Genomic DNA, 20,363 nt, shown 5'->3' with positions numbered 1-20,363 from the left:
CCGTTGTAGCCTCCGATAGTTATGCCATGCCTAGGATCAAGACCTGGGGGGCTGAGTAACGCACCGGCAGTCGCTGGGCTTCGTGAAGGAAACCGATTTTTGGCAATCATTGATCAATCTCAATTGGCTGGACCAGCAGTTACTTTTGGCAGATGGCCAGGCTGGATCGCCGAAGCAATTCCAGTTGCGGTTCGGGTGCTGCCCTATTTTTTTTCACTGACGTTTTTTGCTGCAGTGATGGCGATCACTTTGCTACTGGTGGTTGGCAAGGCAGCATTCCATCTGTTTAGTTTGGCTAGTCCGCTTGTATTTGTCCTTATAGCGCTATGTGCTTGGAAGTCAGGAATCCTACCAGGAGGTGCCGTTGTCCGAAGCAGCATTGGCCCAAGATCTCCATGGCGAAGATTTTTCAAAATTGCAACGCCCTTGGCCCTCGTTATTGGGGGAGTTTTAAACCTCATCGCGCTCGTGGCGATGATTGGTGCTGATGCGATAGCTTGGAAGAGTGGTGTCTTGCCCAGAATCGCTTTTCCGATGGAGCTGCTCGATCCGGAGAAGCGCACGCTGCTTGTCATCTTGTATACCACTGCGGTTGAGCAGCAGTTAGGGCTGATGCCTCTCTTCGTGGTCATGGGCGGCCGCTTGGAGCCTTTCCTCATTGCTGCGGTGGTTTCGCGCCGTATAACGTGGGATGAAGCCTCCAAAATTCAGTCATCGCTGACTAAAAGCGAAAAATTTTGCTTGGGTCCTATGCGTTTACTGGTTCTTGGGGGTGTCTGTCTGCAGGCCTCAGCCCGTATGCTTGATGCCACGTCAAATTGGTTGGGGGTCGTCCTATTACTGATGAGCATCTGTGGTTGGCTGTTCTATTGCAGCTTGATTACTGTGGCTTCAAAAGATTTAGTTTGTGTAAAGAATCAAGAATAATTAATACGACGGCGGATTTTGATCCGCCGGTGTTGTTTATGTGGTGCTTCATTCGTGCGCATAATCTCTTCAGTAGAAATCAAGTCTTGAATTTTTTGGTATTCTTTTAAATCCCAAGAAAAAACCATTTATATAAGTTCTGAAAATCAAGCATAAAGTCCAGGTGTCAGTTTCGACGCATGGCTTCGAACAGAATTTTGATGGTAGTGTGTCACCTTCCGAAGCGATATTTAGTTCTTCAAAAGCAGTGTTGATCATGTCATCGGTTAAATTCTCGTCGTAAAATGCATCGGACACGTCAAATAAGTGGCCAAACTTATCAAGTATAGTCAACGGATACAGAGTTCTTACAGCGTTCCTATGCATTTTCTTTAGAATGTCAAGGTTTGGAATTTGATCGATTTCAAAGTAAGAATTTTGAAAGGTCTCGCGTCTGATGGTTAAGTTGTGAAGTCCAAAAAATCCAATGGGCTTCCACCCCTCAATAAGTTTTGCAAGAAGGGCCTCAGCCTGTCTTGCATCGCGTATTGACGAGTCGGAATACGTAATTAGCTTCGCGTAATCTTTGTTTCGTCTGATTGTTGAAGTGCTTTCGCCTTTAACGCCAGATACTAAATTCCAATTAAATGCAACTGGTGAGGAACCTCTCATCCATGCGAACGCATGGTAATGTGGCATGCCTGTCAGGTCGCTAGCTTGAATTACCCTAATAAGCATTCTTCCTGAGACTGATACGCGCTCAGCGGCAATAATTCCGGTGTCAGAATTTTTCGCTGAGATAACGGCATAAAGATCTTCGATTATTATAGAGAAGTTTTTATCAGTAATGAGCTCTTCGTCGCGAGTCCAGCTTTTGATTAACTCAGCTATGGTTGAATTAGATGCTTTCTTGCTCGTCTCAACATTCACAGTTGACGGTGTTTTAGCGTCCTCACTGGCAAAGATACTTAGTGATGTCTGCTTAAATTTTGGTGGTGGCGACGGGATCTGGGAATAAGAGGTGAGAGTGTCTAGAGACAGTTGTCTTCCTGCTTCGGCCATAACATCGCGCTCGATCTCTTTAGTCGAGCCAATTAGATCTGAGGAATACTTCCAAACAATTTTTTCGTAAGTTCGTCGAGGTACTAGCTTTAAGACACTACGTATGTCAGCGGAAGTCATGCTAAATGTGTGGGCGAAGGTACGGACCTCTTTGCATAGCATCAAATACTCAGCAGAGTAAGCCTTTTCATGTTGGTCTATTAACGTTCCATGCGAGTGGCATACCCAAATCCCGTTTGTGATATCGCTGAGTTCGCCTGGTGTTTTGCTTGAAGGTCTAGGGCATCCAGTTTGAGTAGCACCATATATGTGAGCTGCGACTCCGATTCCTCCAGACCTAAGCTGGTCAGTAGGCGTGCCATCTTTATTTTTCTTGGTAACGGCCATTGTTGTGGGTTCAAGGCATAGTTCGTAGCTACAGGTATGCCCAGCGTCTGCTGCTAAAGCTATTTTTGTTGCAGGAGAAAATTCTGCTCTGCAAGTAGATGAACCAGTCTTTTGATATTCTGCCACGGTGGATTATCACGTCGGTTATGTGGTGGAAGAATGTGCCAAATGACATTCGCAAAGCAACCTAAATAGGGCATGTGGGCTGAGGACTCTCCAGGCAAAAAAAAACCCGACCAAGTCGGGTATTTTTTAATCCACAATCGTGGAGGTTTGTCTAAGCCTAGTATGCCAGTTGCCTGGAAAAACCCTGCAGTGCAGGGTGGAGGCGAGTGGGCCCTTTGGTTAGCTTGCGCTCTCCATGTAGCCGACTCTCATACCATCTTGCAGACTGCAGTTGTTTTTTGGATAGGATCATCCGAGGCACCGACTGCTGACCTCGCCGTCCAGAAGAAGAATCTTCTGAACAGGATTCACACAAAAGTGTGAACCCCAGCTTTATGGACAGTGGCAGCCTTCTGGACGTCTAAAATCAAGTGGCGTCTGATCTCGCAGGTGAGCTGGAGATTTGACAAAATTCGGGAGGGTGAAGCATTAAGAATTGCTGCAAGCAGCTAGGCTGACGCCGTACTGGTGAACATGCACCAGAAGAAGAGGCTGAATAATGCCACCCCGTATGCTGATTAGCAACATGTGGCCCTTTCTATCCGTGAAATCTGACACTAAGTCAAAATTAAGGCCCGCAAAGGGCCTCAACGTTGATCCTGCACTAGGCTTGAAGCCACTTTTCGACTTCGCCGGCGCCGTGCTTTTCCTTCCAGCTTTTGAGAGTTTTGTGATTGCCGCCTTTGGTTTGTACCGTTTCGCCTGTGTGTGGGTTTTTGTAGACCTTCACGACACGCTGTCGCCGCTGTGCGACAGGCTTGGCGCCAGAGCGCTTCAAAGCCTGTGGGTCAAGCAACAGGATGATGTCACGTAGACTTTTATTGTGCTGTCCCATCAGGTCCCTAAGTTTTCTTTCGAATTCGAGCTCCGCTTGCAGACGCTCATCGCTGGAAAGTTCGTTCAAGCGACGTTGCAACTCCTTAATGTGTTCTTCCGTGCTGCGGTATTCATTGATTAGGGACATGGGAGGTCTCCAGTAGTGGATAGGGGTTGTGCGCCGGCGACGGACAATCAGCCATGAGAGCGTTGTGCGGTTGACCAGCAAAGGGAGCAAACGCTCCCCAGTGCACGTTCATCAAATGTCAGATTAGCTCCTCCTGTACTAAGCGTCGTGACTCGGCATGTCATGTCTTCTTGCATCTTGGAATTCTCCTGTTCAATGGACGTACGAACGAGGAGATCCACCATGAATCAGAGTCATAATTCGCTTCGCGAAATGATGAAAATGGTGCCTACCCTGAACTTGGTTGTTGGAGAACTGAGTGGTGGCGCACCAGCGTTATTTGCAGGTACTGAACCTATAATGCGATGCCGCAACACGGTAATCGGAGTTGCCTATGCAGAGCTGATTGTCGCTGCTTTACATAGCCTGGAGGCCCTAACCAGCCACAACATCGATTTAAGTCTAGCCGGCGAATCAAATGAGGCTAATGGTGCTGCCGACCTTGACCAGGTAACCCAATTGATTCGAAACGTCCTTTCATTGCAGCCTGAGCTCGCACTGAAAAGTGACCTATACACCAAGCTAATCAGGGCTGCGGTTGAACCTTTTTTGAGGTCGACTTCCATAGCTCCTATGTTGCCCCAGCACTCTTCTAAATCGGGGGTCACCCAGATTCCAGAGTTTTTAACATGGCTCAGTCAAAACCGCGGCGAAACTGAGCTTCTTTCCCTAGCGGAGCTAACTGGTCTTGCCACCTCCTGGATGAGAATGAATGTTCAGTAGTAATCACGTTAATGAGACTAGTTGGCCAGACTTTGCTGATTCGGCAATGGATTTGCTCAATCCAATTCGGCGGTTTTTTAAGGCTGCTCATCAGCATCATCAGCCTCAAAGTACGAAATCCTTTAGCGTCGGTGAGGGGAGTAATACGCGGTACCTGGCATGCGAGGTTCGACGATCCGATCTGACCATTCAGACAGACAGCGCGGATACGAACCGGGTTGATCTTCGATTCTTTATTGGCTACGGGGTGTATGGCACCGTCCAAACGGCCGCTGCGGTGGCAGGTCTAAAAGCGGAGCTCCAGGAAATGGTTGAGGGTTCAATCTCCCACCGCCAGATCCGCAATGCTGAAGGCTCCTTCAAAGCCGTTTTCTCCGACGGATCGATGACGTTGAAGGCTGAGGGGAATACCCAAGGGTGGATCATTCAGGTGTGCCTGATGATCCGTGCGAGCGCTATGACTCGGGGATTAGCGGTGAGCCACTCGGCTAAGAACTGAATTTTTTGATTTGTTTGGCGAGCATGTGCTCGTTATTCAATGGCCAGCAGGCCGAACCAGCTGCGGTGCAGCATCTCGACACCCTTGCGGGCTCATACCCCGTCAAGGGGAGGAGCCCGTTAACTTTTGGAGCCCCTCATGAAAATAACGTTTGTATTGCTTTTGTCTCTTGCACTTTGCGGCTGCGCCGGCAATTCACAAGTGGAAGATCCGGACGCAAACCTTTACAGCGCTCCAGCGCGAATCGTTCCCGTATGTCAGCGGTTCAGCAGTGGGTACCAATGCATGTGGATTGAGCTTGGTCATCCAGCTGAAAAACGCAGTGGGAGTTCTACGCGTGGAGTCGTAACAGAGCAAACCATTTAAACGTGTTCTATTGCGCAAGAAAAAACCCCGAGTGATCGGGGTTATTTTATGCCGGAAGGTTTTTCCTGAGCTTGTTCAATCCAGTGCCAATCTGGAAGCAGACCCAGGTGAACCAGGCCAGCAGGACTAGGTAACCAACTCCAAATTTGATTGTTATACCTCCCAGCAAAAGCCAGCCAATGCTCCACCAGCAAACCTTCACCTGGAGGCGGAAATGAGTTCGCCAAATCTCATCCTGGCAGCGAAGGTTCATGTGGGCTATGACAGCACCTACGACGGCAGTAATCCCCACAATAAAGCCAGCGGCGTACAACCCGTAAATCACCAATGCAAGGCGATCTGGGCTTAGCAATTTTGACAAGCGATCGGTTCGAATGACCTTCATTTCCATCCCCATTGTGGCGTTGCATGTTTCTGAATGTGCTTCCATCGAGCATGCCTCCATCAATGCACACGAAGGGCGCTATTCGAGATGCAAAACGGTGCCAATTACCATCTGAAAGGATGCCGTTGTAACCTTGCAGATAGAACGCACTATGGAATGATTTGAGCATCATTCGGATATATACCTAGAGGGGAGGGGATCGATGAATTACCTTGGAATGACGCTTGCAGTGGCGATCGCATCAACGGCGGGTTGCGCTATGCACGACCGTGTAAGCAAGGTCCAGTCTGAAGGTGTAGGTTCCGCACCTGTGGCTGGTGTTGAATATGAGTTTCGTGACTCGGATGTGGTAACTCTCAAGTATGCAAATGCCACGCCTTTGCAGTTCCGCTCAGATGCTACTCCGGTGGATAAGGTGTTCAGTGTTTTGGGAATGCCCTCGCTTAAAGTTGCACCAGCTGGGTCATACACAGCAAATCAACTCCACACGGCGACGGCCGAACAGACGAAAAAATACATCTCATCTGCCGCAACGCCAGCCGGTCGAACTGGTAAGGACATCGAGGCAATCGGCTTGAATGCCATTGGCGGGAATGCGGGGGCCGCCGGCATGGCCCTCAGTTTGGTAGCTGGCTCTCCAAAGTATGATCCTCGCGTTAACCTCGGATTTCTTGTGTGCTTCGAGCATGCAGATCAAACGGCTAGTGTTGCGGACGCCGTTTCAAATTGTTCGAAGAAGATGAATACGATGTTTGCCTCTGCAGTCACCAACGTGACGAAAACCATCGATGTCCAAAATGGTCAGTTCCGCACGGGATCAATAGAGACCAAAGCAGGTGTTAAGACAGCCAAAGTTTTCCTGGGGCGCCGCGGGGTACTTGCATCTGATGGGTATGCTCCGGCCGATCGGGGTGGTTACGCGGCTCGAATTGTTGCCATCCCAATCAACAGTGAAACGACCTCAGTTATGGACAAGGTCCTGTTCTTGGATAACGGCAATGTATCGGCCGCAGAGGTAGCCTCGGCTCTTTCGAAAAATCTCCCAGAGGGTACGGCTTTTTACCTTCCCGATCAGAAAAACGGGCCGGTTGGCGTCTACTAGTTGCAGCGCTATCACTGGTGTGGGGCTGGTATTGGATTGGCCCCAGCCATTGTGTACCATCATCTCTCACACGGCCTTTGGCTGATCCCTTCGGGGCAGGTACAGCTTGACCTGAGCTTTGCTAATTCAAGCAATTTTTCAACCCACCAGGGGACCTCATTCCCCTTCTGGGGCGTGGGTCTCCAACTCTTGGAGTCCTTATGGAAATTTTGCTCTACATCATCGCCATGTTCGGTGGCTCATACCAATACGACCCGCAGTTTTTCTGGTCGCTGATGGCCTTCCTCATCCTTACCGCTTTGTCGATCCTCTGGGGCATTGCTCGAGTTGGTAAGGGCCTGGATCGCAGTAAAAACTGAACCTCGGATTTTGCCGAGCAATCTCGTAAACCTTAAATGACCCGAGCGGGGCTACTCCCGTTTGGGTGTGGCCTCGCTCCTGATTATGGAGTAACCATGAAACCTCTAATTGCATGCCGCCAAGTACTAGGTGTGGACACGTACCGCGCAACAAATGAACAGGCTCAGCTTGTGACCCTGGCTATGCGTAGCTACGGCCATTTGCTAAAAGACGGCACGCCAACGGTTCACCGCTTTAGTTTCGATCAGTTCGCTGACGCCATTGAGGCTAATTACTCTATGACGGCACCTCAGACAACCGCGATCGTTTCAACGCTGAGGGATGTGCATAACCTTCAGTAAATGCCCAACGAAAAGCCGGCTTAGTCGCCGGCTTTTTTTTGCCCTCAGAAATGCCTTTAGGGCTTAGGACTTACGACCTCATAAAACAAACGGGTGGGCCATTGACTTCAGGTGGGGGGTAGGCCTTCCCGTATGGTGTGAATCAGGCTCAAAAGAAACTTTCGGTAAGCGCCATCTGGGAGTTGGGGTGAGGTCGTAAGGCAAGGTGATTAGGTTACTTGCAGTTCTGACTCTGCATGGATGATGGAGATTCAAATAACTGCTGGAGGCAAACGTGACCAAGAATGAACTGCTGGCGATGCCGGCGTCGAGTTACATGAACAAAGACCAACGTATTTTCTTTGCGACACTCGTTGGGCAATTGGTAGAGGCGATTCGAGCCCGAATTGAGGCGAAGAAACCGGAGCTCGAACGTGTCGAGTCGTTTTCCGATCCGACCGACACTGCAACGCTTGAAGAGCTTCGGCAACGTGTAGCTGTAGAGATTCAGCGCGACACACAGCGTATCAAAGCACTTCAGGAAACTACCCGGCGAATTGCCCACGACGACTTGTTCGGGTTCTGTGAAATTTCAGGATCTGAGATCGGCTTAGCCCGAATGCTACTGCTACCGGAAGCTCGTTTATCGGTAGAGGAGCAAGAGCGCCAGGAGCGTCTTGCTCGCCATCAGTCACAGCGAATTGCCTAAGACAACCTATTGCGCATAGCCGGACTGCACCTATGGCTGGGGCTGATTGACTGAGCCATAGGTCATCCAGGTGTTAGGTTTGACCCACCCAAAGGAAAATGAGATGCAGCCCTTGAAAACCTATAAATCACTTCGCAGCTTGTTTTTCTTGAAGCGGAAGGAAGCTCGATCCGTACTGTCGCGTTTTGGTCGCGAGGAGAGCCGTCTTCGTGAATGTGAACGCAACCTCGGGATCCTTGATGCTAAAGGCGGCGGGAGGGGGCTGAGCCGAAATGACATCTTCCTTTACCGCTCCTACCAGGACCAAGCTTCCTACTATCGGGTGAGGATGGGGGCTCTGGCTTCGACCCTCAGTAGCTATGGAACCGCCTTCTATGAGCTGCTGGAACAACTGGATCACTACACAACGTTTGATGATCGGCTTACTCTGCTTAGCGCTCGATATCAGGAACTCCCCGGCAACAAGTGGAACAATGCGTCACTGCATGAGTTAGTCGCCCGCTATAAGGCCGAGGGAGCATCTCTTGACGGTGGAAGAGGGCCGGTTCTCGCGTGTTTATTGGCAATGAATGGCCAGTTAATTTCAGAGCCAAACCACGCACGACAGGCTATCCAATTCCATGCGCCTATCCTCCAAATAGCACCTGCTCTGCGGCTTATCTCAAGTCGGTGATTGCGCCCAAAATGAGGGGCTGATTGGCCCCTTCCAGCTAGACAATTTTCTTAATGTTTCCTGCAGTGCTACCACTTCAGGAATCGCCATGACTCTTCGCCTCAAAACGTTTATTCCAACTGTTCTAACCGCAGTTGCTCTCAGCCAGGCTGTCAGCTACGCAGCACTCAACGTCTGGGGGGAGCAATACCTGACCAGCAAGATGGAAACCGCGGCCTCCATGCGTGAAAAGGCGGAGATCGAGGAGTACTCGAAAGCGCAATTCGCGAAGTTCTCAGCTGCCGCGGACGAGGTGCCGAATGACGCGCGCGTATACGGTGAGTTGAAAGCACGATTTACTCTGGCCGAGTTTTCCGACATGGAGTGTCCTTTCTGTAAGAAACTTCACCCAAACCTCAAGGAGATCGTTGATCGCTCCAATGGTGCAGTCAATTGGCAGTGGCGTCATCTGCCTTTGAGCTTTCACAACCCAGCTGCCACTGACGATGCTAAAGCAGCTGAATGTTTCGCCGAACAGAAAGGTAACCGTGGGTTCTGGGTTTTCCTCGACCAGATCTTCGAGAAATCTGCAGGCAATGGTGGTGGTGTGAAAGACATGCCCGACATCGTCAAATGGCTTGGCGGCGACAAAGTCAAATTTGCCCACTGCATGAGCAGCGACAATTACAAAGACCGCATCGCCGAGCACATGCGTATGGGCGAGAAAATTGGCGCGACAGGCACGCCGGCCACCGTCATCATCGACAATCTCACCGGCGAGAAAGAATTCGTATCAGGGGCGCAGCCAATCAGCGCGTTCATTTCGATCATGAAGAAAATGATGGTCGGGGAGAAAGCGGAAGCTCAGGCCCAGGCTCAGAAAGAACAAGGTCAGCCGATTGATGGTGGCGATGTCGTCTCGCAGAAAATTCTTGGATATGGCTCCCGTGCTGATGCTGCTCCCACGGTGGATGCCAAACTCCCCGCCGCCCCCACTGCACCAGGTTCACAGCCGGCGAATGGCGCCAATCCTGTCTCCAAGTAATCCTTTGGTACAGCCCCTGTGGAGGGGGCTGTACCTCAATCCGTAACAGGAGACCTGGTTTGTCGTCCTCTTCGATTTTATCTTCTCCAAGCGTTGTAGGTGGCGTACTTTTCCCTATCGCTCTTGGAGCCGCGTCATTTCAGATCTTGGTGCGATACGCCCCAGCGCGCATGTCCGGTGATGCAGCGAATGCTACAGAATGGATTGGTTATGGACTTTTGGGGTGCTGTGCGCTTTTCGCGATCCATGGTCTGTACGAAATAGTCGCTGCAGTTTCACGTCGATCGCCAGTCAGGATCCTCCCGCAGAACCTGATGAGTATCGACCCGCGCGAGGATCTGAGTGTCATCCCTCCACTCGAAGGAGAGTTGACTGATGAGGCAAAAGCCGGCGTTATTGAGCTGATTGCTGAATCGACCTGCTGGGAGGATTTACAGGAGCTTCTCTCTATCCATGGTTATCGCTTGGTCGCGCACGGTCGCGGTTTATGCCTAGCGAAGCTTGACGCTCAAATTGAGGTCCTCTGCACCGTTAGGAGTCTTGGCAGGGGATGTGACTTGCACAGTCTGCGATCTCGACTTGGATCTGTCCCCGCCAATCTTAAATCCCACGATACCTGAGTCAGTTACCGGCCATTTGAATACTGATTTTCCGTCGTCTCTCATAATCCCGCATCATGCCTATGATGATGGAGTTGACGGCTAAACAAATCTTCGCGCGAGTGGCAGCAACGTAAAGCAAGTTGATTTCATCATCGCGTGAGCTTTCGGACATCTCCGGGTCAAGGGGGTCGGGGAAGTCCTCCTCTAGGCTGACATAGTCGAACTCCAAACCTTTGGATCTATGTGCCGTCGAAAGTATTACGTCTGCAGATCGTTCGTCTTTTACTGTGAGCTTCCGAATTTGAGCTAAAGCCTCGTCCAGATGATCGTAAGAAGTGACAATTTTTATTGCTCGCGCCATATCGCGGTCCTTGCTGGCCTCCGCAATCGATACGTAGTCGTCCCAGTTCTTAAACTCTTTCAATAACCTCTTGGACTTGATTTTGCTCGTATTACCTTCGCTTAACCAATAAAGATCCTCGATGTCTGAGATTTTGTAGGAGTCTATTTTCCCAACCCAAAAAATCTTTTTGTTTTTTGATGTTAATTCAAGCGCTGACATTATGACGCCCATCACTGTTCGGTGCAGAAGGGCTGGACGCACAGCATCGCTATCTAGGACTGCTTTGACCTTGGTCGGATATCCTGCACCAACCACCTTGTTGGTTTCGCCCTTGTAGCTCAGAAGGATGTTAGCGATCGTTGCAACGGCAGGGCCAAAGCGAAATGATTTCGTCAGATACAAATCGACTGCTGTGTCTAGATCAGGATCCGAGAGGGCATTGTCACTACCTCTGAACGAGTACAATTGTTGGTGCGTGTCACCAACGAGAATTACCTGGCATGACTGAGATTTGGCTAATCCAAGAGTAATGCCATTGAGATCTTGAGCTTCATCCGCAAGAACAGCATCGTACTTGAGGCTCAAGTCAGGCTTGCTGAGGAAATAGAGCTTTAAATATCCGTCATGGAGCATCGGTATATCTAAATCATCCGGATCTAACATTCGATTCCATAGCTCTTGTGAGCATTGAAATACTGCGTCGACAAAAGATGGACTCATCTGAGAGACGGGGCGGCCGTTCAGTTGGGGCAAGTGGTCTTCGTGAATAACCTCGATAGTACTGTTGAGGAAGTTGGTGACTGTTCCAATTGCAGCGCGGACTAGGTTCCAGTCATCAAGATTCAGAACACGTTTTACGTCGGATGGCCGTAAGTTCTCACCAAGTTTGTGTTTGTATTTCGCCGCCACTGCCTTGTATGCCACTTGGTGCGTTGAAAAACAGTCTACATTCCTCGGGAATTTTCCAGTTGCCTCATCAGCAATGCTTCGATTGTAGGAGAGGTACAGAAAACGACGCCTTGAGTGCCTTTTGGTGTACTCAACCAAAGAGGTCGTTTTCGAAGCGCCGGCGAACGCACGGACACGCAAACGGATTTCTTTGCAGGCGAAAATTGCCTCTTGCTCGTCTGTCCAACTGAATGCCATGGCTGCGTGATATCCCTCGGGTAATTGAACCCAATTTACCAAGAGGCAAAACGCTGCATGCGGTAGACCGACCCTCTTCGCGGGACGGAATGAGCGATGGTCCTCCAAATCACAGCCTAGTATCTTGGAAAATTCACATCATGGGTGACTCGGATTGGCTGAACAGCAAAATTTGATCTGGCTTGGGGTGCAGTTCCTGATGCTTCTTTTGATTCCTGCAGGGGTGATTTGCCTTCAGCGAGTTTCCACGAAGGTGCTGGTAAAGAGGTCGTTTTATCTGCATGCGGTGACAGGGGTGATCGGTACCCCTTTGCACGAGCTATCCCATTTCATTGCCTGTGTTGTCTTCGGGATGAGAGTACTGAAGGTGAAACTGTATTCGCCTGACCCTCATACGGGGCTTCTGGGGTACGTCCAGTTCGCCTACAAGCCAAATTCTTTGGTCCACATGGTTGGGCTGCTGGTACAGGGTATCGCTCCCGTTGTGATGGGTTATTCAATAATTTCGTTTCTGTTACCTACGACATCCTCTGAAATTGATTTGCCATTTACGAGCGCATCGACCCCATATGAATTGGGAATCAATGAGGCCTGGAGTGCCACGGTAGGCGCGTTCGTAAGTGGGGAGTGGGCTGGATGCGTAACGGGACTTTTGACGCTTGTAATCGGCTTGCACGCGGTACCGTCGGTTTCCGACTTAAAATTGGCACTTAGGGGTGGAGTCTGCGTACTGCTGGTGCTCACAGCTTTTGGGCTGATTTCTCAGGTTGAGGTACCAGCGTCGGTGCCTGCAGCGCCGATATTCAGGTTGCTCCAAGTAAAAATATTTGCGTGGGGATGCATTGGGCTGGATATGGCAACTGAAGCCGTGACGATGATTTGTTGCATTGCATCGCTCAGTACTCTGCTATTGCAGATTCTGCCCAGTGTCTTGGTCGGAGTGTTGGGCCGTATAAAAAGATTGAGCGAACCGGCCGGCGCCAATATGTGTGGTTCAGCATCCAGCTCAACCACATTCGAACCTTTCAGGAAGTCTCCTCAGTCGCCTGTAACAATTGATGGCGAAACGGGCCGTGTTGATCCAGGTTAGTTTGTCCAATTTTTGGGGGCGGATCCGCCACAGAACCTTTTACTGATCCCTTAGATTTATGCAGTCTAAATAGTGTTGGGATGCCGATGAGGTCTGTAATTATCTTGCTGGCGCTGGTGGTCAATGTAGCCGCTGCTGAATCAACCCCACCTTCTGCGATAGAGCTTGAAGCGCACATCGCCTCTTCGCTTTCACAAGGAGATGAAGACGGTGCAGGAGTGTCATTGGCGGAGCTTAAAGCACTGGCTTGCTCGGGTGATCCCATAGCGGCTAGCAGGGTGGGACGGATGTATCTCTTTGGCAACGGAATGCTGGCAAGGGATTTGGATCGTGCTCGTTCCTTTCTATCCGCGGCTGCAATGCGTGGCGTCCCAAAATCAGCTGCTGACCTTGTGGTCACCATCATTTCAAGCTCAAGGGCACTTGATGATTTAAGAGAAGCTGCCAAATGGATCAAGGTTGCTCAGTTTATCGACGGTCCCGAGGCTACTGAAACCACGACAGAGCTTCTTCGGCTCGCTGCCGGAAGCATGGACCTAACAGTGGGCTACCAGGCCGGTGCTCGTTGGATTCAAAACTACCGGAACAAAGGAGGCGTAAATGAAGATCGCCCTTGTACGTCTAGCTAATCATCTACTGCCCGGCGGGCTACTGCTTGTTGGATCTGGTGTTGCTTTTACCTTGCTGCGGAGCTTAAGGACTGGCACCAACCTACTTGATTTGGTGGTAGGGCTCTCATTCCTCGCTGGACTTCTGGCCTCAGTGTTTGGCTTCGCGATCTGGGCGGCTTCATACGCTGATACGACTCTTAAGAGAGACATGTTCAGGCGTCGACTTGCTGAGTTGTGGGGAAGGCAAGTCATCCCTTTCGACAACAAGGCGAACTCAATTTTTCGTGCACTCAGACAGCGGCAATTTCCTGACCAGATGAACGGAACGTGCTGGTCATTTTGCATTGATACGGCCGCATTTCCGCGATACGAATCGCAGGGTTATATCCTGGTGAACGGTACCGTCGTACATATGGCGATGGTTTGCGGTGTTCGAGGCCGATGGCACGTTGACTGCTACCTACAGGCAGCATGTGAAAGGGAAGGGGCCGTGTTCATCGTCCAATCCGTCTGCGGTCCACTCAAAAGTTGGGTTGCTAAAGGTTCAGAAATCGGTATCGATTTTGAAGACGGCAACGAGGGCCTGGCAGTCGATTCCATTGGACTCGTCCGGATGTTCCGGTCTGGGGTACCGAAAGTGCTGGCCCGCTTCGCACCAAGCACCTAATACAACTGGGCGGTCGCTAGGAGGGGTAACGAGACAGGGGAAGGATCTGCTAAGCGTCGCGGGTATACACTTTCACCCGAGGCGAGATAATCTCCATTTTTACCCTGTCGCGTGCCATATGGAGCTGTCACCAGGCGCTAGGCGACTGAACCGTGACAGGCGAACATACCAATGTCTGAAAGCCCCCCCTCTGGTCCTTCGTCAAAACAGACAAAGCAATCCGCCAAAACACCAAGTTCACCAAAAGGTGGAAATTCACGTAAGCCACGTCGGGCTGCAGATAAGGATGCGGTCGCAAGCCCAGCTGCAGCGGGACCCTCAGGAGCTGTTCTTGAGGCTCATGTAGGTGCGCAGTATCTTCTACCGCTGCTTTCGGGCGGTGAGGCCCGCGGGTTGCCGGGCGTCGTAGTTAGCCGTGTTGCCTTTCAGCGTGCCGCTCTAGGCCATCCGATGGATGACGTCATCATCACGGGGCGCGACCGCCAAGGCAACGTAGCAACCCTTGAGCTGCAGGCTAAACGCACCCTCGTTTTCACTGCAGGCGACAAGACCTTTGCAGATGTGGTGGCTCTGGCATGTCGGTCTGCGATCAAACCCGAGTTCAAATCCACGCGCTATGAGCTTGCCGTGGCGGTTGCGCGTACCTCAACCAAAATTGAGCAACATATCCAAGAGGTGCTTAAGTGGGCTCGCAACTATCAGAGCTCAAAGGATTTCTTCATCCGATTAAATCAGTCTGGTGCAGCACATCAGGCGATGAGGGATTTCGTGAATGCGTTTCGTGGCCATATGGAGACTGCTGGCGCATCGCACGAAGATGAGGATGTTTGGTTTCTTCTTTCACGCTTTCAGGTGTTGGTCTTTGACCTGGAGCAGGCGGGTTCAATCTGTGAATTGTTGGCTCGTGAACGATGTGCGTTGCAGCTTTCACCTCAAGATATTCATCGAGCTGGCGACCTTTGGGACTCCCTTAAGCAAATTGCACTGGAGGTTGACGCCGCTGGCGGGGATTTGGAATCACAGTCCCTACGAACGCGTCTTGGAAGCGCCCTAGGGTACCGTCTTGCTGGATCTCGTCAGTTGTATGTTGCTCGTGAGCGTCTATACGAGATCGTTGAGAATGCATTAGATACCATTAGAACGGATGTTCATGGCGTGGCGATCGACCGTACTGGATCGGTCATGGAAGCGCTGTCAGCGCTTGAACGCGGTAGGTATCTTGAAATACGGGGCGCCGGTGGTGTTGGCAAATCAGGCGTACTCAAAGATCTCGCAATGCGTATCGGCGTTGAGTCCCGTGTTGTTGTTGTCGCACCGAACCGTGTACCTGGCGGTGGTTGGCCAGCCATGGCAACAACACTTGGGTGTGAGGTGTCTGCACGTGAATTCCTGGTCGATTTGGCTGGGGACGGCGGTGGGATGCTGTTTATCGACGCTATAGATCGTTTTGAGGATTCAGGACAAAAAGCGACCGTCGTGGATTTGATACGTGCAGCAGCACAGGTTTCAGGCGTTAAAGTAGTGGTCACTGCGCGGTCAGATTTTGATTCAGATGCGCGCGAGTGGCTGCCAGCGAAGGCGATTGGAGAGCTTGGTGAAACTGGTCCATTGACTGTAAATGAGCTGAGCAACGATGAGGTCAAAATTCTAAGGATGGCTGATCCTGCGCTTGCCTCACTGCTGCGCCATGGCCACCCAGCTGAGAAATTAGTACGAAATCCCTATCGTTTGGATCGGCTGGCTCGAGCGGGAACAGCGGAATCCACAACTGCGTTCAGCGAAGCGAAGATGGCGTGGCAATGGTGGATCACTGGAGACTCTGCGGACTCCGCAGATCGCACAGATCGGTGTCGTCTATTGTATTCATTGGCAGAGCATTCATTGGCTACCTCGGGCCCTCTGGATTCCAGAGCCTCATCCTCTAAGGCAATCGAAACCCTTGTCGCAAGTGGCTCCCTTCGCATTGTTAGCGCGATTCGCGTAGAGCCCACGCACGACGTACTGCGTGATTGGGCTCTCGGTTGCCTGTTACATGATGAGCCAGATCGATTCTCTAACCTGCCTCTGAATCTCCCCGTTCCTGTGCGCCTTGTTCGGGGGGTGGAGTTCGCTGCACGGCTACATGCTGAGTTCGAACCCGACGATACCGCCTGGCGGGTTTTGCTCGAGCGAGTGAGCGCACCAGGCTGTCATGGTTCGTGGAGGCGTGCTGTCTTGTTATCGCTTGTTCGCTCGGAATTGTCTGATGAGGTCTTGAACCGATGCGCACCTACACTGGCTGCAAATAAAGCTGAAGCGCTTTCAGATTTGGTGCGGGCGGCTATCACGATCGACTCCCAATCTGCAGCGCCTCTTTTTGCTAAGGCCGGTGCTGACGTCAGCAAGTTAACAGATGATTTTGTTCTTCCGCGCGGGCCGGCCTGGCTGAATCTTATCGTTTGGTCGCTTGCACTTGGGGATCGACTGCCTCCAGCTGCCGTTCCCCTATTTATTGACCTCTATAGTCGTTGGTGTACTGCGTTAGCAGGATATGACGACTTGTCGCCGTTGCTCGTACACCGGCTTTACGAGTGGTTGGTCTTGGTCGAAGCAAAGCATCATTCGAGGGCGAATCCCTTCAGTGATGCCTCTCCGAAAGGAACCATCGCACTATCAATGACAACTGCTCAGGAGAACGATCTTCGGAGTAGCTTTCTCATGTGGTGCAAGCTTTGTCCTCAAGATGCCGAATCCTACTTTCGTGAGTTGAGCGATCACCCATATCGGCACGTTGTTTTCCGCCGTTTGATCCCGTTCATTGGAACTGCCGCCATCGCTGCACCAGAGGCTTTGGCCGATTTGTTCCTGAAGATATTGACCGAAAAGGATAAGGACGCTGATGACCTACATCCTTTCAGCGAGAGAGCTTTTTCTGGATGGGATAACGAATATTTTCCAGCGTCTCCTGCTCGCGCACCGTTTTTAAGTTTGCTGCTAGCAAATAAAGAACACGGTTTAAGAGTGATTCGCGGTGTCGTTTCTCACGCGATATATCGGAAAACGTTCGGCCGGGATCCAGGTGAAAACCATATTGAGATCCCCCTGCTAAATGGATCGCGTGTATTTCCTTGGTGCCAGTCCTATCTGTGGTCGCGTTCTGATGGGACCTATGTTGCCGCATCCGCCCTTATGGCCTTGGAAGCGTGGTCGCATATTCGGATTGAGCGTGATGAATCGGTGGACTTGGTCATCGACGATATTTTGGGGCCTGACGGTTCTCCTACCGCAGTCATACTGGTGGCGGTCGATGTCATGCTTTCCCATTGGCCAAAAACCAGAGCGAGTCTCTGGCCATTTGCTGCTTCAGCGTCATTACTGGCAATGGATCGTGAGCGCTTTGCACAAGACATCGTAGCGGGGGATATGCATTTAGATTCATGGGTTCATCCGGAACCTAAGGGCGGAGCTAGACTTGAGGATTTGGTCCGTCGACCTTCTCGTCGTACGACAATCGACTCAGTGCTTGAAGACTATGGTGTTCACGGGCCAGCTGAGATTCGAGAAGCTATGCGTCATTCTTTGCAATCAGATGTAGCTCGAATTGGCCTTCCGGACTCGGACAACGCAAGCATGACGGACGCACGATTTGCTGCGATGTGTGCACTTAATCGACTTGATGTGGCGAATTACCAGGTGGGTGCGTGTAAAGCGGATGGATCTGGCCAAAGGCAGTACCAGTACATACCTCCAGAACACGAGGCCAGGCTTACCGCGGAGATCCAATCGAAGGCGCAAATCAGTTATGACGAAGCGACAATTCGTTTCGAAATGATGAAGGCACTACTCGGAACTAAAAGCTCGCAAGTGCTTCTTGAGCGCTGTGTTAAATGGGCGAGATATGAGTATCTGCCGCCGAACGAAATTTTAGACGGCGATGACCAAGAGTGGGATGAAAGAACTCGCGTCATCGTTGCGGCCTTGGTGATGAGGGATGGCGATAAAAAACTGAGGGATGCTCATCGAGATTGGGCGGTGAACATCTTGATAAACATCGCAATGGTTGAACCCGCAGAAAGAGCGCACGTGCCTCAGTTGCAATTCAACACCTCTGGTATCGCGGCTGTGGGTTTACTCGGGGCGTACCGAGAAAATCCAGTCAGTGACAGTTTGCAGTGGCTGCTTCAGTTGGCAGCTAGACGACAGACGGGTATGGCATCACTGATGCTTGCAGAGTCCGTGGCGCCACGGGTCCTAGATCCCAAACTAACGCAGTCGTTCATTCGCTTAGGGCTTGGGTCTTCAGTATATGCCGTGCGACACCATGACGACGATTTTGAAGATATCGAGGACTATCGTGAACGCGAGCAGGAAATGACAGCTGCCCGTAAAAGGACTGAACAAGATAGGTTGAAAAGTGCTGTAACAGCTGAGCAGCGATGGCTGATAGGGGAAGGCCCAGAGCCAAGCTGGCCTGTTTTACCTGACCCAAATCCACCCAAGGAGAAGCACTCAATCAGTGTGGGTAAGGTACGTCGTAAACGCATTCGTTCGATTCAACTATCACCTGAATTCGCGTTGGACGCCGCGGAGGCGGCTCCATGGATCTCTCTGGCAAACGAGCTTTGGCATGAAGCTCGTCCAGATATGCTCGCAGAGTTGGTACGCCATTGTTGGCCATGGACCGCCAGCGCGAATGGTGTCGGCATCGACGCGGACGAAGAACCGGGTGAGCTCGTGTACGAGTGGAATGATGCCTTTTTCTCTGCCGCGCTTGCCGTAGGGGTTATAGATGGTGGGGCTGGAGTAGAAGAGTTTGTTTATGGATATCTCGAAGCTCTTCCAGAGGAGCGTTTCTTTGATGCAGCCGAATCACAACTCCATACATTGGATCACTTATGGCTGGATAAGGGCTTGGTAACGGACCTTGCAGCAGTCTCAATTCGCGAATCCCTTTATCGAAGGTTGATTGATACAAGGTGTTGGCATCACGTTGCTTCATCTCGATCGATGGGGATAGCCATGCAAATTGCCGGGGTGGTTGCCTCGATGTTTATGGGGCACCACAGACTAGGTAAAGGGCCAATCTGTTATGTCCCGGCTGCCAAGGTGGAGCAAGCGAATTTACTTTTGCCATTGCTCACTCAGATGGTGGAGCAAGCGCCCGGTTCTACCTTCGTCATTCAGGCGTTTTTAGGATTTTTAGAGGTGTCGCCTCAGGTTAGCCAAATGGCCTACCTGTCAACATCAGTTCGAGCATGGTGGCGTGAACAGGGGGCCAATTCCGAGTTTTGGATCGGACATGGGATTGGTCGGCGGATATGTAACTGGATTGATAAGGCCTTCCTTTTGCCTCCAGTTTCGCCCGAAGCGCTAGAGAGTGCGGATCTGGCAGCCGTTGTAGATATTCTTGTGCAATGTGGTACACCCTTAGCCAGGGCGCTTGAGGAGCGTCTAGCAGGTGCGCGAACCCTAGGCGGTCAATGAGTTCAGCAGACGATCTCTAACGTAGGTCTCGGCTTTTTTGAAAAGTGAATCAACGCGTGCGCTTGCCTCATTATTTGCCTGCTCAATCGCTGCATGGCCATGCTTAGCAACAGCATCTTCGTGCGCTTTAATAACTACCGGATGTCCCTGGAGTCGCGACAGGTCTATGACGGTCATAGTCTGGTCGCCAGGGTTCGGGTCGGTTGTCATCTGTACCTGGGTGCTACGCGCGACCTCAACTCTGAATCCAAGTCGCTCATACAGAGGCACACTTTCCACGAAGCAAGAAAGAGAAGCTAACGGATATCGTGAAAGCATTTTTCGCATCAGAGCCGTGAAAATTCCAAGGCCGCGGTATTCCTCGAGGACAGCCCCGTAATTTACTCCACAGGAATCCACTGAGTTTGTGATTGGCATGTACAGAAGAAAACCAAGAGGTGCTCCTGGCTGCTCATCATCGAAAGCGACGAGCAGCTCTCCATGTCCACCACCTGGATGGCCAATCGCATTAAGGTACGCGTGAACTTCAAATCCCAGATAGATCTGGGAGATCAAATACAGAGGATGCTCAGGTGGGCAGGCATCTGTTCCCAATTCTGACGTATACAGAACCGCCATACGGATGATTTGCTCAGCTAAGGCCTCAGGTACTGCGTCTTTGTAGAGTGCAATTTTGATCATTGGTTATGTGTGCCATGGGCGTATTAACTTCAAAGTCGAGAGTGAGCCCGAACGCGCCTAGGGTTTGCCTCTGACA

General features: G+C 51.1%; 18 protein-coding genes. 13 read left to right on the top strand and 5 right to left on the bottom strand.

Features of this window, described 5'->3' with window-relative positions:
- The first annotated feature begins 99 nt into the window (after positions 1–99).
- Positions 100–927 carry a hypothetical protein gene (locus tag ACODSV_RS02840; protein WP_185709532.1) on the top strand — a complete coding sequence of 276 codons (828 nt, stop codon included), beginning with the start codon at positions 100–102 and terminating at the stop codon, positions 925–927.
- Between the two features lie 69 nt (positions 928–996).
- Here ACODSV_RS02840 and ACODSV_RS02835 read toward each other — a convergent pair whose 3' ends face one another.
- The gene (locus ACODSV_RS02835) at positions 997–2,481 is read right to left on the bottom strand and encodes a hypothetical protein (RefSeq protein ID WP_489044779.1); all 1,485 of its coding nucleotides are present in this window, start codon (positions 2,479–2,481) and stop codon (positions 997–999) included.
- Positions 2,482–3,124: 643 nt separating this feature from the next.
- A complete protein-coding gene (locus ACODSV_RS02830; RefSeq protein ID WP_489044777.1) occupies positions 3,125–3,484 on the bottom strand; it encodes a histone-like nucleoid-structuring protein, MvaT/MvaU family in 360 nt (119 codons plus the stop codon).
- Positions 3,485–3,706: 222 nt separating this feature from the next.
- Between ACODSV_RS02830 and ACODSV_RS02825 the strand changes: the two genes are divergently transcribed.
- Positions 3,707–4,246 (top strand): hypothetical protein, encoded by a 540-nt coding sequence (locus tag ACODSV_RS02825; protein ID WP_489044775.1) that lies wholly within the window; start codon positions 3,707–3,709, stop codon positions 4,244–4,246.
- Between the two features lie 46 nt (positions 4,247–4,292).
- Positions 4,293–4,745, top strand: coding sequence for a hypothetical protein (locus ACODSV_RS02820; RefSeq protein WP_489044773.1), 453 nt, complete (start codon positions 4,293–4,295; stop codon positions 4,743–4,745).
- Positions 4,746–5,157: 412 nt separating this feature from the next.
- On the opposite strand, the gene ACODSV_RS02815 is transcribed toward ACODSV_RS02820, so the two are convergent.
- On the bottom strand, positions 5,158–5,541 hold the full coding sequence (locus ACODSV_RS02815) for a DUF4870 family protein (protein ID WP_489044771.1): 384 nt from the start codon (positions 5,539–5,541) through the stop codon (positions 5,158–5,160).
- A 157-nt stretch (positions 5,542–5,698) separates the two neighbouring features.
- On the opposite strand from ACODSV_RS02815, the gene ACODSV_RS02810 reads away from it, so the two are divergent.
- The 6 genes from ACODSV_RS02810 to ACODSV_RS02785 all read left to right on the top strand — a co-directional run bounded on the left by ACODSV_RS02810 (position 5,699) and on the right by ACODSV_RS02785 (position 9,684).
- Positions 5,699–6,598: a hypothetical protein gene (locus ACODSV_RS02810; protein WP_489044769.1), complete on the top strand. Its 900-nt coding sequence runs from the start codon at positions 5,699–5,701 to the stop codon at positions 6,596–6,598.
- A 200-nt stretch (positions 6,599–6,798) separates the two neighbouring features.
- Positions 6,799–6,957 (top strand): hypothetical protein, encoded by a 159-nt coding sequence (locus ACODSV_RS02805; RefSeq protein ID WP_489044767.1) that lies wholly within the window; start codon positions 6,799–6,801, stop codon positions 6,955–6,957.
- 96 nt (positions 6,958–7,053) lie between these two features.
- Positions 7,054–7,299 (top strand): hypothetical protein, encoded by a 246-nt coding sequence (locus ACODSV_RS02800; RefSeq protein ID WP_489044765.1) that lies wholly within the window; start codon positions 7,054–7,056, stop codon positions 7,297–7,299.
- A gap of 274 nt (positions 7,300–7,573) precedes the next feature.
- Entirely contained in the window at positions 7,574–7,987 is a 414-nt protein-coding gene (locus ACODSV_RS02795) for a TraR/DksA family transcriptional regulator (protein ID WP_489044763.1), read from the top strand.
- A 103-nt stretch (positions 7,988–8,090) separates the two neighbouring features.
- Complete coding sequence (locus tag ACODSV_RS02790; protein ID WP_010466512.1) at positions 8,091–8,660, top strand: hypothetical protein; 570 nt, start codon at positions 8,091–8,093, stop codon at positions 8,658–8,660.
- A gap of 88 nt (positions 8,661–8,748) precedes the next feature.
- Positions 8,749–9,684 carry a DsbA family protein gene (locus tag ACODSV_RS02785; protein ID WP_489044761.1) on the top strand — a complete coding sequence of 312 codons (936 nt, stop codon included), beginning with the start codon at positions 8,749–8,751 and terminating at the stop codon, positions 9,682–9,684.
- A gap of 621 nt (positions 9,685–10,305) precedes the next feature.
- Here the strand turns inward: ACODSV_RS02785 and ACODSV_RS02780 are convergent.
- Positions 10,306–11,775 carry a 3'-5' exonuclease gene (locus tag ACODSV_RS02780; protein WP_185710038.1) on the bottom strand — a complete coding sequence of 490 codons (1,470 nt, stop codon included), beginning with the start codon at positions 11,773–11,775 and terminating at the stop codon, positions 10,306–10,308.
- A gap of 154 nt (positions 11,776–11,929) precedes the next feature.
- Between ACODSV_RS02780 and ACODSV_RS02775 the strand changes: the two genes are divergently transcribed.
- The 4 genes from ACODSV_RS02775 to ACODSV_RS02760 all read left to right on the top strand — a co-directional run bounded on the left by ACODSV_RS02775 (position 11,930) and on the right by ACODSV_RS02760 (position 19,606).
- The gene (locus ACODSV_RS02775) at positions 11,930–12,865 is read left to right on the top strand and encodes a hypothetical protein (protein ID WP_489044758.1); all 936 of its coding nucleotides are present in this window, start codon (positions 11,930–11,932) and stop codon (positions 12,863–12,865) included.
- A 104-nt stretch (positions 12,866–12,969) separates the two neighbouring features.
- Positions 12,970–13,494, top strand: coding sequence for an SEL1-like repeat protein (locus tag ACODSV_RS02770; protein WP_185710040.1), 525 nt, complete (start codon positions 12,970–12,972; stop codon positions 13,492–13,494).
- Positions 13,466–14,143 carry a hypothetical protein gene (locus ACODSV_RS02765; RefSeq protein WP_489044756.1) on the top strand — a complete coding sequence of 226 codons (678 nt, stop codon included), beginning with the start codon at positions 13,466–13,468 and terminating at the stop codon, positions 14,141–14,143. Before ACODSV_RS02770 ends, ACODSV_RS02765 begins: the two co-directional genes overlap by 29 nt.
- A 171-nt stretch (positions 14,144–14,314) precedes the next feature.
- On the top strand, positions 14,315–19,606 hold the full coding sequence (locus tag ACODSV_RS02760; protein WP_489044754.1) for a hypothetical protein: 5,292 nt from the start codon (positions 14,315–14,317) through the stop codon (positions 19,604–19,606).
- Here ACODSV_RS02760 and ACODSV_RS02755 read toward each other — a convergent pair.
- Positions 19,592–20,287 carry a GNAT family N-acetyltransferase gene (locus tag ACODSV_RS02755; protein WP_489044752.1) on the bottom strand — a complete coding sequence of 232 codons (696 nt, stop codon included), beginning with the start codon at positions 20,285–20,287 and terminating at the stop codon, positions 19,592–19,594. The two genes, ACODSV_RS02760 and ACODSV_RS02755, sit on opposite strands and share 15 nt — an antisense overlap.
- Positions 20,288–20,363: the final 76 nt, after the last annotated feature.

The sequence above is a fragment of the Pseudomonas sp. FG86 genome, assembly GCF_057808775.1.
Note: the sequence above shows the minus strand (reverse complement) of the source record. Positions and strands in the feature narration are given on the sequence as shown.